12 protein-coding genes and 1 pseudogene are annotated in these 14394 nt (G+C 60.8%); 5 read left to right on the top strand and 8 right to left on the bottom strand.

From position 1 onward, the window contains the following. Positions 1-2 precede the first annotated feature (2 nt). Together ACN6KF_RS33810 and ACN6KF_RS33805 are read left to right on the top strand one after the other, a co-directional pair. Positions 3-1373 (top strand): four-carbon acid sugar kinase family protein, encoded by a 1371-nt coding sequence (locus ACN6KF_RS33810; RefSeq protein ID WP_434961244.1) that lies wholly within the window; start codon positions 3-5, stop codon positions 1371-1373. A gap of 203 nt (positions 1374-1576) precedes the next feature. Next, a pseudogene (locus ACN6KF_RS33805) lies at positions 1577-1897 on the top strand (IS3 family transposase); the annotation flags it as partial. 543 nt (positions 1898-2440) lie between these two features. Here ACN6KF_RS33805 and dhaL (ACN6KF_RS33800) read toward each other — a convergent pair. The 8 genes from dhaL (ACN6KF_RS33800) to ACN6KF_RS33765 all read right to left on the bottom strand — a co-directional run bounded on the left by dhaL (ACN6KF_RS33800) (position 2441) and on the right by ACN6KF_RS33765 (position 11486). Further along, positions 2441-3088, bottom strand: a complete 648-nt coding sequence (gene dhaL, locus ACN6KF_RS33800; RefSeq protein WP_434961243.1) for a dihydroxyacetone kinase subunit DhaL — start codon at positions 3086-3088, stop codon at positions 2441-2443. Between the two features lie 30 nt (positions 3089-3118). Continuing rightward, complete coding sequence (locus ACN6KF_RS33795) at positions 3119-5230, bottom strand: bifunctional sugar-binding transcriptional regulator/dihydroxyacetone kinase subunit DhaK (RefSeq protein ID WP_434961242.1); 2112 nt, start codon at positions 5228-5230, stop codon at positions 3119-3121. Positions 5231-5372: 142 nt separating this feature from the next. Continuing rightward, positions 5373-6014, bottom strand: coding sequence for a dihydroxyacetone kinase subunit DhaL (gene dhaL / locus ACN6KF_RS33790; protein WP_434961241.1), 642 nt, complete (start codon positions 6012-6014; stop codon positions 5373-5375). Positions 6015-6026: 12 nt separating this feature from the next. Continuing rightward, positions 6027-7019 carry a dihydroxyacetone kinase subunit DhaK gene (locus ACN6KF_RS33785; RefSeq protein ID WP_434961240.1) on the bottom strand — a complete coding sequence of 331 codons (993 nt, stop codon included), beginning with the start codon at positions 7017-7019 and terminating at the stop codon, positions 6027-6029. A gap of 33 nt (positions 7020-7052) precedes the next feature. Beyond that, positions 7053-7826 carry a GolD/DthD family dehydrogenase gene (locus tag ACN6KF_RS33780; RefSeq protein WP_434961239.1) on the bottom strand — a complete coding sequence of 258 codons (774 nt, stop codon included), beginning with the start codon at positions 7824-7826 and terminating at the stop codon, positions 7053-7055. A 57-nt stretch (positions 7827-7883) separates the two neighbouring features. Next, positions 7884-8876, bottom strand: a complete 993-nt coding sequence (locus ACN6KF_RS33775) for a substrate-binding domain-containing protein (RefSeq protein WP_434961238.1) — start codon at positions 8874-8876, stop codon at positions 7884-7886. Positions 8877-8958: 82 nt separating this feature from the next. Continuing rightward, positions 8959-9963: an ABC transporter permease gene (locus ACN6KF_RS33770; protein ID WP_434961237.1), complete on the bottom strand. Its 1005-nt coding sequence runs from the start codon at positions 9961-9963 to the stop codon at positions 8959-8961. 44 nt (positions 9964-10007) lie between these two features. Then, the gene (locus tag ACN6KF_RS33765) at positions 10008-11486 is read right to left on the bottom strand and encodes a sugar ABC transporter ATP-binding protein (protein ID WP_434961236.1); all 1479 of its coding nucleotides are present in this window, start codon (positions 11484-11486) and stop codon (positions 10008-10010) included. A gap of 179 nt (positions 11487-11665) precedes the next feature. Between ACN6KF_RS33765 and derI the strand changes: the two genes are divergently transcribed. The 3 genes from derI to ACN6KF_RS33750 all read left to right on the top strand — a co-directional run bounded on the left by derI (position 11666) and on the right by ACN6KF_RS33750 (position 14362). After that, positions 11666-12121, top strand: coding sequence for a D-erythrulose-4-phosphate isomerase (gene derI / locus ACN6KF_RS33760; protein ID WP_434961235.1), 456 nt, complete (start codon positions 11666-11668; stop codon positions 12119-12121). 161 nt (positions 12122-12282) lie between these two features. After that, positions 12283-13272 carry an ABC transporter permease gene (locus tag ACN6KF_RS33755; protein WP_434961234.1) on the top strand — a complete coding sequence of 330 codons (990 nt, stop codon included), beginning with the start codon at positions 12283-12285 and terminating at the stop codon, positions 13270-13272. 91 nt (positions 13273-13363) lie between these two features. After that, a complete protein-coding gene (locus ACN6KF_RS33750) occupies positions 13364-14362 on the top strand; it encodes an autoinducer 2 ABC transporter substrate-binding protein (protein WP_434961233.1) in 999 nt (332 codons plus the stop codon). Positions 14363-14394 lie beyond the last annotated feature (32 nt).

Here is a 14394-nt window from a genome sequence, read left to right as displayed (position 1 = left end):
CGATGCCGGGCTTGCTGCTCTCCTATTATGGCGATGATTTCACTGGGTCCACCGATGTGATGGAAGCGCTGGCCTCGCATGGCGTGCGTACCGCCCTGTTCCTGCAGCCGCCTTCTCCGGCGCAGCGCGAGCGCTTCGGCGAATGCGATGCCATCGGCCTCGCCGGGACCAGCCGCAGCCAGAGCCCGGCCTGGATGGATGCCGAGCTCACGCCGGCTTTCGAATGGCTGAGGAAGCTCGGCGCCGCTACCTGCCACTACAAGGTCTGCTCCACCTTCGATTCGAGCCCGGCTGTCGGCAATATCGGCCGCGCCATCGAGATCGGCAGCAAAGTCTTCGGGCAGCGGCAAGTCCCGCTGGTGATCGGTGCACCCCAGCTCAGGCGCTACACCAGCTTCGGTACCCTGTTCGCCGCCTATCAGGGCCAGGTCTACCGCATCGATCGCCACCCGGTGATGAGCCGCCATCCGGTGACGCCAATGGATGAGGCGGACCTGCGCCTGCACCTTGCCCGGCAGACGCAAAGCGGCATCGGCCTCGTCGACATTGCGGCGCTGGCGGCAGCCGATGTCGACGATACCGTCGATGCCGTCCTGGCGAAGGGCGAGGACATCGTGCTTCTCGATGTCAATGACGATGCCACCCAATTGCAGGCGGGGCGCCAGCTCCTGCGCCTGCAGTCGCGGCTCGGGCCCTTCGTGGCCGGTTCCTCGGGAGTGGAATATGCGTTGCTGCAGGCCTGGCAGGAAGCCGGCCGGATCGGGGGGAGAGCCTCCTTTTCCGCGCCGGGCGTGGCAGATCGTATCGCCGTTGTGTCGGGGAGTTGCTCGCTCACTACGGAGCGGCAGATCCGCCACGCCGTCGCCCACGGATTCGACGGCATTGCCCTTGATCCGCGCGGGCTCATCCATCATGGCGAGGCTGCAATTGCAGAGGCCGTTGCCGCCGGCCTCGAAGGATTGGCCCAGGGGCATAGCGTGATCCTCTATACCGCCCTGGGGCCGAGTACCGATGTCGGCGACGAGCTCGAGACCGAGGGAGACCGCAACCGCATCGGTCTCGCTTTGGGCCGGATTCAAAAGGCTCTGGTCGAGCGCGCCGGCCTGCGCCGTGCCGTCATCGCGGGTGGCGACACTTCGAGCCATGCTTTGCGCGAACTGGGCGCCTTTGCCTTGACGACGAGGCTGCCCTTGCTCTCCTGCCCTGGGTCTCCGCTCTGCACCGTTCATGCGGATGCCGCCGCCTTCGACGGGCTTGAGATTGCCCTCAAGGGTGGCCAGGTGGGTGGCGACGACTATTTCTCGATGATCCGCGAAGGTCGCGCGTCGGTTTCATCCCACTACACGACAGTAGGGTCATCCCCCATCTGCTAAGCAGCGCTGCGTGCCGCCTCGCGTCCCCGCTCACTCCTACGAATGCAGGAGTGAGCTGAGGGCGACCGCGTATACTTTTGTGCCGAGGGTTGTGTCGCAGACTTTTCGGCAAGGCTGCACTGGCATGAGATCGCTCCTCCGCAATTTGGGGACCCCCTCATGTTCAAAGGTCGCCATTTTGACCGATCTCTGACGTGCTATGCCTGCGCTATGGCTATAGGTGCGTGCACGTCCTTCCCGTGCGCGACGGCTGGGCGATCAACATTAAGCGAACACGCAGACTTTACAACGAGTTGGACCTGCAGTTGCACAACAAGACCCCGAAGAGGCGTGTGAAGGCCAAGCTCAGAGAGGACCGATCGGAGGCAACGCGTTGCAACCAGACCTGGGCGATGGATTTCGTTCATGATCAATTGGCGACCGGCAAGAAGCTACGCATTCTCACCATTGTCGACATCTGGTCACGGTTCTCGCCGGCCGTGGATCCCCGCTTCAGCTATCGGGGAGAAGATGTCGTCCTGACGACGTTCGATCTCCTAGTCCGCAATAGCCGCCGAAACTAGGTCCCGTGCAATGAGCGGGAGAAAGTCTGGGGGAGAAAAGCGTGGAAACGGCGGCGTTTGGCGGCAAAAAGTTCGAACAGCGCCCGATTTTAGATTATCGGCGTATTTCAAAGTGACGCGCTACGAGTCTCCCTCTGGAAGCAGGGCATGCTCAGATGGTCGACCGGACTATATGTTCCCCATGTTTCGGCTCATACGAACAGAGCGCTGACTTTTTTCTCCGTTCGACGAACCTCGCCTCCCCAGGCGATACTCACCAGGGGAGCGGTACTGAAGGCCCGGGCGACCCCGCTGCGCGCGAAGCGTATCCACGATCTGCGGCACGATCTTTTCCATGCCGAACGGTGCATCTGGGCGGCCAAGGCCTCTTCACGTTCCGACACGAGGAGATGACAAGTACAGTTCAAGCGTCATTTCGATCGATGAGGCCATCGTCCATCACCTCCGAATCATGGAAGCCCATCGATTCAGAAGCCATCTAAAATCACCAGTTTAATGCCAAGACTACAGTTTTTCAGCAAAGGCTTCCTGCATTGCCCGCAGAATGATGAGGGCAGAAGCTGCGCCGGGATCCATATGGCCCAGGGAACGTTCCCCAAGCCGCGCGGCGCGGCCGCGGGTTGCGACCATGGACCTTGTTGATTGCGCGCCTTCTGTGCCGGCCTCCACAATATGGCGCCACATCTGCCCAGTGGTCAGGCCATTTGCATTGGCATGAACGGCGATTTCCATGGCCGGAATCCACGTGTCGAGCATCGTCTTGTCCCCGCGCTGCCCTTTGCCACGTAATTGGATACCTTTGGTAATGGCTTCGACGATAGCGGCCTGTTCCGGCAGGTCGAGGGACAGTTGGTTTTTCAAGGCCTTGGATGCGTTTTGAAAAGCCGCGGCATAAAGGGGGCCGGTGGATGCGCCGACGGCATCGAGAAAGGCGGAGGCCGCTGCCGCAAAGACATCGGAGGGTGATGCCTGATCGAGATCGAGTTTTGCAAGGGCGCCGTTGACGGCCGAAAAGCCCAGAGCCATGCTGATCCCGTGATCGGCGTCGCCGATGGCGCCGTCGAGATCGGACAGATATTCCTTCTCCGCCTTTATCGACAGGGCAATTAGCTGGAACATCCAGCCGAGGCGGCGCGCTGCGGTTTCCGACATTGTATTGATCTCCCGAACAGCGTGGAATTCTCATTGGGCCGCAGGTAGCGGCCCTTTTTCGGTGATCCGAAGAAAGGCCGTATCGCAAGGATGCGACAGGAGATCGGATAGTTCCTGATCCAGATGCAGGATGGATATGGACGCACCGTTCATGTCGAGCGATGTGCAATAATGGCCGACCCAGTTCGCTACGATGCTGATCCGCTTGGCGCTGAGGCGCTCTTCCACGCGCTTGAACAGGATGTAGAGCTCCATCAGGGGGGTCGAGCCGAACGAATTGACGAGAACCGCCACCCGGTCACCCGGGCCGGCGGTCATCTCGGAAAAGACCTTGTCCATGATGCGGTCGACGATTTCGTCGGCTTGCATCATCTTCTCGCGGATAACGCCCCGCTCGCCATGAATGCCCATGCCGATTTCCATCTCGTCAGGGCCGATCTCGAAGTTGTGCCGGCGAGTTTGCGGCAAGGAACACGGTTCCAGCGCGACCCCCATCGTATAGGTGCGCCTGTTGGCTCTGCGCGCAATGGCCTCGCATTCCTCGAGCGACAGCCCGCGATCGCAGGCGGCGCCGGCAATCTTGAAGACAAAGAAATTGCCCGCCACGCCGCGCCGTCCGTCGCGATCCTCTACCGGTGAGGAGGAGATATCGTCGGTCGTCAGCACTGTCCGTGTGGGGATGTTCGCCTCCTGTGCCAGCTCGGCCGCCATTTCGAAGTTCATCACGTCGCCGACATAATTGCCGTAGACGAAAAGGACGCCGGCTCCGCCTGAGGCAGCCTTTGCGCATTCGAGGATTGGAACAGGGGGAGGCGAGGAGAAGACGTTGCCGACCGCGACTGCGTCGGCCAGCCCCTTGCCGACATAACCGAGAAAGCAGGGTTCGTGGCCGGAGCCACCGCCGATGACCAGACCGACCTTGCCCGCACGTGGACCATTGCGCGCAACCAGGGCACGCTTCGAGCCGTTGATCGGCACGATATGAGCGGCATGGGCCTTGACCACCCCGTCGAGCATTTCATCGACGACATCGTCCGGGTTGTTGAGAAATTTCTTGATGTGGGTGCGATTGTGGCTGGGCGGGGCAGCCTCGGATTCCTGGCGCAAGCGTTGGGCGGGCCTGTTGTGGATCTGCGCAACGCCATCGGCGTTGAGGATGCCACGCCCGGTCGCCGCATCGGTGATCAGCACGCTGACATAGCCGCCTCTCAGCGCCGCCAGAATTGCCGGCACCTTGTCGAAACCGCCGGCAACCGCAATGCGCATGTCGCTATCTCGCAGCCGATCGAGCGAAATGCCGATAGTTCTGTCGTCTAGAGGTCCCGAAACGGGCTGGCCATGGGAGTCGATGAAACGGCCTGCAATCACGCCGACGGCATTTCTGGCCAGATAGTCCTGGATCGACACGTCCTCAAAGAATCCGCTGGTATGGATCGTCGAATTCGGCCGAAGGGACGAAATGCCGAAAAGTGCCTTGTTGGCTCGGGTCAGTGCTTGAAATTGCTCGGCAATGACCGGTTCGTCCAAAAAAGCCGATTTGACCTGCGCATTCGACACGATAGCCGGCGCGGTGATGTTGATGAGATGAGCATTCGTGGCTGTGGCGACCGCCGCCGCGCACAGCTCCGGCGTGTAGGCGAAACCGGCTCGCGTGCCGCCGGTTGCCTGGACGACCGTCACATCCTGCAGATTGGAGATATGCAGGTTTTGGGCAATGGATAGGATTGTGCGCCCCCATGCGACGGCGACCGTATCGCCGGATTTCAGCAGCTTCGCAACCGCTTGCGCGCCGGCGGCTCCCAGGCGGTCGATCAAGGTTCGCGATCCGTCGTCATTGGGCACGACGAGGCAGTCGGTCAATCCGAAATGCTGTTTCAACTCCTGCGCGATTACCAGCGAACTCAGCCGCGAAGGCTCGATGGAAATGCTGACGATTCCACGGCTGCGCGCTTCGGCAAGGTAGCTGTTGACCGTTGCGCGTGAGATTCCCATTATCTCGGCGATATCGCCCTGTGTGCGCCCGTCCTCGTAATAAAGCCAGCATGCCCACACATAGGGATCGTCGCCATATCGCAGCGGTATGACATCGGCCAATTCCGCCTGACCAGGCTTGGCCATCGCGGTTTTATTACTCGGCGCCATCTTGTTTGCCATCGCTCCTGCGTCGGTCGGGAAGGCTTGCAGGACAATGCCTTTGTCTCGTTTTGAGAAAATTCGAAACAAAGGGCGGCCCAACTTTCCAAGCATAAAGTGGGGCCGCCATGTTGCGCAAATCGGCTGTCCCTTATTGCAGTTGCTCGCGGGCGCGAAGTGACAATTCCTTCAGAATGATGGCACAGGAGGTTGCCCCAGCGTCCAGGACGCCGCGGGAACGTTCGCCCAGACGGCTGGCGCGTCCGATCCTGGCCACCAAATCTATTGTGGAATCTCGCCCCTTTTCCGCGGCTTCGACGAGCTCATCCAGCGCTTCGGCAAAGGATCTGCCGGCCATGTTCGCGTCATCGAACGCGGCAAGGGCAGGAACGAATGTGTCGAGAAGCGTCTTGTCGCCGACCTTGGCTGCGCCGATGGATTGAATACCTTCTAGGCCTGCATGCAGCATACGGCTGAAGGCGGTGGCATCGATGGCGTCGACACCGTCGATCTTTTCGGCGAATTCCGTAAACATGACGCCATAGAGCGGTCCCATCGAGCCACCGATTTCGGTCATCAGGACGGTGCCAAGCGTGTCGAGCGAGCCTGAAAGGGATGCGTTCTTGCCCTTGAGCCGCTCGGCAGCCAGGTTGAAGCCTTTCGCCATGTTGACGCCGTGATCGCCATCGCCGATCTTGCCGTCGATTTCGCTGAGAAAGGCCCGATTTTCGATAATGCGTTCTGCCATGGCCAAAACGATGTGGCCGGCTTCTGCATTGTTGAGGGTTTGCATGAGGCGTTCTCTTTACAAGATTGCAGTGCAGCGCACGTCCGTATCGAGCAGTTCCTTCAGTTCGTCGTCAAGAGCCATGACCGTCAAGGTTGCGCCGATCATTTCCAGAGAGGTGAAGTAATTGCCGATATAGGTACGATGGATTTTCAGGCCGCGTTTGACGATCTCGGATTCGATCGTATCGTTCAGGATATAGAGTTCGTTGAGCGGTGTCGCGCCGAGGCCGGAAACCAGTACGGCGACTTCGGTGCCTTCGGGAAGATCGTGGTCGTCGAGAACGATTCCGCACATGTCGCGGGCGATCTCGGCCGCGGATTTCAGCGGCTCCACGCGGACGCCCGGCTCGCCGTGATGGCCAATGCCGACCTCCATTGTGCCCGGGGCGATCTCGAAATTCGGATGGCCGACGGCAGGCAAGGTACATGGACCAAGCCCCACGCCGATCGAGCGGCAATTGTCGATCGCCCTTTGCGCGGTGGCACGGACGGCTTCGAGCGAGGCCCCCTTTGCCGCCTTGGCGCCGCCAACCTTCCACATGAAGATTTCGCCAGCAACGCCCCGGCGTTTTTCGCGCTCTTCGCGGGACGCCGAGCAGACATCGTCGTTGGCGACGACGGTCGCCACTTCGATGCCATCCTTGGCTGCGAGCCGGATCGCCATCTTCACGTTCATGTTGTCGCCGGCATAATTGCCGTAGAGCACGACGACCCCTTTGCCACCATCGGCTTCGCGGATGGCGTCATGGAAGCTTTTGGCCGTGGGCGAGGAGAACAGCTCGCCAACGGCGACGGCATCGAGCATGTTCTTGCCGGTATAGCCGATGAAGGCCGGCTCGTGGCCGGAGCCGCCGCCCGTGATGACACCCACCTTGCCGGCTTGGGGGGCATTCCTGGCGGCGATGACACGGGGATTGTCGGCGAGGCGAACAATATCGGAATGGGCCTTGACGAAACCCTTCACCGTGTCTTCGACGACTTCGTCGGGATTGTTGACGAAACGCTGCATGATTTCTCCTATGGGTTCCTGGAGCGCTTCGGCTCAAAGGATCGTGTAGCCGCCATCGATTAGTAGATCGGCGCCGTTGATCATATCCGCACCGGCGGAAGCGAGGAAAACGGCCGCAGCCGCGATTTCCTCGGGAAAGGCGAATCGACCGGTGGGAATGCGTTTTCGGGCGGCCTCGCCCTTCTCTCCCGCCCAGGCCTTTTTGCCCAGTTCGGTGAGCACGATGGTGGGGGAAAGCGTGTTGACGGTGATGCCGTATTTGCCCCACTCGGCCGCAAAGGTCTTGGACATGCCGATGACGCCGAATTTCGAGGCGCAATAGGCCACATGCTCCTCGATGGCGACAGTGCCCGCCTGCGAAGCGAGATTAATGATCCTGCCGCCCTTGCCGGCGCTGATCATTTCCCGGCCGACAGCCTGCGTGACCAGGAAGCTGCCTTTGAGATTGATGTCGATCGTCCTGGTCCAGTGGTCCAGGGACAGATCCTCGGCCGGAGCCAGGAACACGACACCGGCGCTGTTGACCGCGATGTCGATGCCGCCAAAAGCCGCCTTCGTACCCGCGATCGCGGCGTTGACGGACGCAGGATCGGTGACATCGCATACGAATGCTTGCGCGCCATTCCCAAGCTCCGCCGCCTTCGCGGCGGCAAGTTCGGCGTTGATGTCGAGAACGGCGACCCGGACCCCCTTGGTGGCGAAAGCCCCTGCAATGGCCGCACCGATGCCGGAGGCGGCTCCGGTGATGAGGGCGATCTTGCCGGAGAGCGGGAAGGTCAGGTCGATTTGAGGCGCGATATCGGTCATGTCGATGGGTCCTGGCGGCGGAAGGCGCGGGGCAAGGCGATGCCCCACGCGTAAAAATCACTTGCTGCGGGCAGCGAGCAGCTTGTCGACATTGTCGGCGGTGACGGGCGTCCACGGCACGTTGTATTCCTTGGCGCTGCCATCCTTGAACGGCATGCTGGGATACTGGGCCCAGATATCGGATTGCGGCTTGTAGTTGCCCTTCCTTGCCTGGAAGATGGCAAGGTCCAGGGCTCCCTGCGCCTGGGCGCGGGCGTCCTGCAGGATCGAGGTCATCGTGCCCTGCTTGACAGCATTGAGCGCATCGGTGACGCCGTCGATGCCGGCAATCGCAAAGTCCTTAACATTGAGCTTGGCTGCCTTGATGGCTTCGATCGCGCCGAGCGCCATCTCGTCATTCTGGCCGATGACGCCATTGATCTGGCCGGGATGCGCCGTCAGCCAATTCTCCATCAGGGTCTGCGCCTCGGCGCGCGACCAGTTGGCGGTCTGGTCCTCGAGGATCTTCACATTGGGGCACTCGGCCAGCGCCTTCTTGTTGCCTTCGAGACGGGAGATCTGCGCCGACTGGCCGATCGGGCCTTCGATGATGACGACATTGCCCTTGCAGCCGATCTTGTCGAGCACGCTCTTGGCTTCCAGATAGCCCGAGACCGTGTCGTCGGAGCCGACATAGGACGACAACAGGTCGGAATGGACGCGTGTGTTCGAGCCGACGACGGGAATGCCGGCATCATGCGCGGCCTGGACGGCGGTGGCACCGGCCTCAATGTCGATGGGCACGAAGATGATCGCGTCGAATTTCTGCGTGATCATCGTGTTGAACTGTTCCTGCTGCACGAGCGCATCATAGCGCCCATCGAATACGGTCAGTTCCACCTCCCCATTCTTGACGGCAGGATGCTCCTTCAGCGCTGCCGTCCAGATCTGCATGAACTCGGCGTTGAGGCCGTAGGGGGCCGCACCGATCTTGATTTTCTTGTCCTGCGCCAGGGCAGGCGTCACCAGCAACGCCGTGGCCGCGGCCAGGGCGACAAGCAGTTTCCTCATGGTCGTTCTCCTCCGAAAATTGCCGCAGCCATGACGGCACGCGGTTCTGGATCGCGGGCGCGAGCGTCCGGATGGCACGGGCTTACTCGCCCTGGTTTCTCTTCTGATCCAGCATCACGGCACCGACGATCAGGGCGCCCTTGAGAACCTGCTGGTAGTAGGATTGGATGCCCATCAGATCGAGGCCGTTGTTCATCACGCCGATGATCAGGGCGCCGATCAGTGTGCCGGTGATACGACCGACACCACCCGACAGGCTGGTCCCGCCGATCACCACGGCCGCGATGGCATCGAGTTCGTAGGCGATGCCGGCCTGGGGCAAGGCGGAACCGGTGCGGGCCGCCAGCATCATGCCCGCCAGGCCCGAAAGTCCGCCGGAGATGACGTAGACGCTGAAACGGATGCGGGCAACGCTGATGCCTGACGTCTTGGCGGCATGCGGGTTGCCGCCCACCGCATAGATGTAGCGGCCGAAGCGCGTACGGTTCAGTACCCACCAGGAGAGGGCGAACACCAGAGCGAGCAGGACGACCGGCGCAGGAATGCCGAACAGGTTGCCGGTGCCGATCCAGCGGAATTCGGGCGTGAGGGCAGGCACGGGCCGGCCCCCGCCATAGATGAGCGTCAGGCCACGCGCTGCCGAAAGCATGCCGAGGGTGGCCACGAAGGCGGGGACGGCAAAGCGCGAGACGATGATACCGGCCACGGCGCCGCAGGCGACACCGACGAGGAGGCCCGCAGCCAATGCGAGGTAGAACGGATAAGGCGCGCCCGGCAGGCCCGCCGTTGCCGAGGTGGTGGCGAAGCTGGCGGCAATGATGCCAGTGAGCGCCGCGACCGAGCCGACCGACAGATCGATACCTCGGGTGAGGATGACAAAAGTCATGCCGACCGCCAGCACACCGTTGATGGCGGTCTGCAACAACACGTTGGAGATGTTGCCGGCGGTGAGGAAGTACTGGTTGGAGACCGATAGGATCAGGGCAAGCAACAGGAAGGCGATGAAGATGCCGTATTCCTGGACGATCAGCCGGCGATGCTCCCTGCCGGGCCAGATGCTGGTCGAAGGATTCTCGTTAGCGGACACGTGGATTTCCTTTTTGTGCCAGGCGATACGCCGGGGCGTCGATCTCAGGTGGACAAATGCACGAGCGACTGCGCGTCCGTTTCTTCACGCCGGTGGATCCCGGCGGACCGTCCCTGCCGCATCACCAGGATGCGGTCGGATATGCCGAGCACTTCGTCTATTTCGGATGAGATCATCACGACCGTGCCGCCTGCCGCCGCGAAATCGCAGATGATGCGGTAGATCTCGCGCTTGGCGCCGACATCGACGCCGCGCGTGGGCTCGTCCAGCAGGAGAAGCTTGGGCTGGCGCAAGAACCACTTGCCGAGCACGACTTTTTGCTGGTTGCCACCCGACAGGCCGGAAACCGGCATGGTATCGCGCGCGGCTTTGATGCCGAAACGCGCGATCATGTCTGCCGAGGCGGCCCGTTCCTGCCGGCGCTGCATGATGAAACCCGGGCTCAACTCCGGCAAGCTCGCCAGACAGATGTTGTTGCGCACGCTGTCGGAGAGATTGAGGCCGGTGAGCTTGCGATCCTCGGTGACGAGCGCGATGCCTGCGCGCATGGCATCGGCGGGACGGGAAATGGTGAGCGGCTGACCGTCCAGGGCGATGCTGCCGGCTGTCGGCTTGTTCAGGCCAAACAGGCAGTCGAAGATCTCCGTACGCCCTGATCCCATGAGACCGTAGATTCCGAAGATCTCGCCCCGTCGCACGGAAAATGAAATGTCGTCGATCTTACCGGGAGCCGTGAGGCCGCGAACCTGGAAACTGATGTGGTCGTCGGGAACGTTGGTCTTGACGTATTCTTCCCCGAGCTCCCGGCCGACGATCATGCGGATCAGCTCGGGACGGGTGATATCGGCCAAGGCACCGCTGCCGACATAACTGCCGTCCCGGAAGACGGTGTAGGAGTCGGCGATCTGGAAGATTTCCGACAGCCGGTGGGAGACATAGACGACACCCTTGCCGGCGGCCTTGAGCTGCTCGATGGCCGAGAACAGATGCTGAGCTTCCTTCTCGCCGATGGCGGAGGTCGGCTCGTCCATGAAGATGACCTCGGCATCGTGACTGAGCGCCTTGGCGATCTCCACGAGTTGCATCTGCGCCACCGAGAGATTCATCATGTATTGGCCGGCACGGATATTGAAGCCGAGCTGATCGAACAGCGCCTGCGCCGCCCGGTTCATCTTGCGGAAATCGATGCCGCCGAAGCGCGCCGACGGTTCGCGCCCGAGGAAGATGTTCTCGGCCGCTGTCATGTGGGGAACCGGGCTGAGTTCCTGTTCGATGATGGCAATGCCGGAGGCAAGCGCCTCGGCCGGACCGGAGAACTCCACGGCCTTGCCGCGGCGGCGGATCGCGCCGGCGTCTCTCCGATGCAGCCCCATCAGGATCTTCAGGAAGGTGGACTTGCCCGCGCCGTTGCCGCCGCACAGGGCATGGACGGAACCCGCATGGAGCTTGAAGGCGCCATTTCGCAAAGCAGCAACGCCGCCGAAGGACTTTTTGAGCCCCTCTACCTCAAGCAAGAGATCCACGCTTCCTCTCCTCATATGCGCACGCCGCCTGGCCGGCGGGGCACATCAACGTCACGAGGTCCAAGCTCGAGCGTCGATATTGACAATTGTCAAATAAGGATCGACAAATGTCAATAACTGCAAAAACGAACAAGAGCCGTGGCCGTCGGGCACCGGCATGTCTCGGGAGGGAACCATCGATGAAGATTGCTCTCGGCGCGGATGGCGCGGGAAAGCCCCTGCTTGATGTCATCGCGCATCATCTGGCCGGAAGGGGCGACATTACGGTTACGGATCTGAGCCGGCCGGGCTACTACGCCGACATCTCAAAGGTCCTCGCCGAAAGCGTGGTCAACGGCGAATACGATCGGGGACTGTTGTTCTGCGGCACCGGAATCGGCGTGTCGATTTCGGCGAACAAAGTGCCAGGTATCCGCGCCGCCCTGACCCATGACACCTATTCAGCGGAACGAGCCGCAAGATCTAACAATGCTCAGATTATTGCCATGGGCGCCCGTGTGATTGGCCCGGAACTGGCTAAAGCCATCGTCGACGTTTTCCTCGCATCCAGCTTCGATCCAAACGGCCCATCGGCGGACAACGTCAAGGCGATCGATCGTTTGGACGCGAGGAGGGGAAATGCATCCAATACATGAGGTTGCTGCACCTCAGCGGGTGAGTTGACCTATCCGCATTTGTCATAGCGAACGATGGAGTGCGGCAATGGACTATTGCGCAATCGACAAAGAAGCTGCTCCGCCGGCGGACTTGGCCGGCCTCGCCGGTAAAACATGCTCTTCGGAGACGGGAGGAAAAAGTGTCGTCATATAGCCTGAACCGGCAGGCGCCCTTTCTGCTGTTGATCAATTGCGCGGTGCTCGCTGCCGGGGCTCTATTGGCGGGCTCCAGTTTCATCGACAGCTACAATCTGCAATCCATGGCGTCGCAGGTTCCCGAACTCGGCCTTCTGGCGCTGGGCGTCATGCTGGCCATGATCTCGGGCAATGGCGGCATCGATCTGTCGGGCATCGCCCTGGCGAACCTTGCCGGCATCGCAGCCTTTCAGGTGACAACCCATTTCATCGTGGCCGATGACGCACCGCTGCTGTTCTTCTGGGGCTTCATCGGTCTGGCGCTTCTCGTGGGCCTGGTCGGCGGCTTCGTCAATGGAAGCGTGATCGCCTATGCGCGGCTCACACCCCTGATCGCCACACTGGGGACGCAGCTGCTGTTCACCGGCATTGCGGTGTTCCTGACCAACGGCTCCGCGATCACCATGGGCTTTATCGAGCCGCTGGATGATTTCGGCAACATGCCGGTACTCGGCATTCCCCTGTGCTTTGCGTTGTTTCTGGCAATTGCAGCCGGCCTGGCGTTTCTCTTGAAGTATACGCCGTTCGGCATGAAACTCATGTTGCTTGGAAGTAATTCCAAGGCGGCACGGTACGGCGGCATCAACGAAAAGCGCATGCTGCTTGTTACCTATACCCTCTGCGGCGTGCTGTCTTCCGTTGCCGGCGTCATTATCGCGGCCCGCAATTCCTCGGTGAAATGGGATTACGGCGGCTCTTATGTGTTGATCGCCATTCTGATTGCCGTTCTGGCTGGCGTTAGGCCCGAAGGTGGATACGGCAAGGTGAGCTGCGTGCTGCTGGCTGCGACGGCGCTGCAAATTCTCTCAAGCCTGTTCAACTTCATGAACATTTCGAATTTCTTCCGCGACCTTGCCTGGGGCGTCTTGCTGTTGGCCCTCCTGGCCTTCTCACGGGTGCATCTGGGCGTCTGGCTCAAGCCGAAGCGACGATAGCTCGGTTCGCGATCGGCTCGGCACCGTGAAGATCCCATAGAACCGGCAATGCCGATCTTAGAAGACGATTTTGCTTAAAATGGAGGAAACTATGAGCAAAATTACCAAACTGGCAGCTTGTGCGATGCTGGCAGGCGTGTTGATGGCCGGGGCTTCGTTCGCTCAGGACAAGCCATCCATCGTGACGGTGGTCAAGGTTACCGGCGAAAACTGGTTCATCCGCATGAATGAAGGCGTGGATGCGTTTGGGAAGGACAATCCCGGCTTAAGCGCCAACCAGATCGGCCCCGCCAAGGCGGATGCGGCTCAGCAGGCCCGCATCATCGAAGATCTCGTCGCGAAGAAAGTATCGGCGATCGCAGTTGTTCCGATGGACCCGTCCGCACTCGAAGGCGTGCTTCGCCGGGCCTCTCAGCGCGGGATCAAGGTCATCACCCATGAGGGGGATAGCCTCAAGAATACCGATGTCGACATCGAAGCCTTCGACAACAAGGCCTTTGGTGCGCGTATCAACGAAAAGCTCTCCGCCTGCATGGGCAAGTCAGGCAAATGGACGTCGTTCGTCGGCTCGTTGGGCAGCTTGACGCATAATCAGTGGGTCGATGCCGGCGCGGAAAACGCCAAGAAATATCCGGGCATGGAACTGGTTGCCGCCAAGAACGAATCCTTCAACGATGCCAATCGCGCCTATGAAAAGGCCAAGGAGATCTTGCGCAAATATCCGGACATCAAGGGTTTCCAGGGCTCCTCTGCCATTGACGTGATCGGTATCGGCCGGGCTGTGGAAGAAGCCGGCCTTCAGGGCAAGGTCTGCGTCTATGGCCTTGGCCTTCCCAAGGATACCGGACCTTATCTGGAAAGCGGCGCCGTCAATCAAATCTTCTTCTGGGATCCCAAGGACGCCGGTTACGTCATGAACAAGGTCTCCGAGATGGTCCTGAAGGGCGAAGAGATCAAGGACGGGGTCAATCTCGGCGTGCCGGGCTATGAAAAGATGACCGTCATAAAGGGACCGGGCAAGGGCATCATCATGCAGGGCCAGGCCTGGGTGGATGTCGACAAGTCCAACTACAAGCAGTTCCCGTTCTGACAACGAGCATCGCTCACCGATGCGTCTTCCGA

This window comes from Labrys methylaminiphilus subsp. lupini (assembly GCF_051161885.1).
Lineage (GTDB): Bacteria > Pseudomonadota > Alphaproteobacteria > Rhizobiales > Labraceae > Labrys.
Note: the sequence above shows the minus strand (reverse complement) of the source record. Positions and strands in the feature narration are given on the sequence as shown.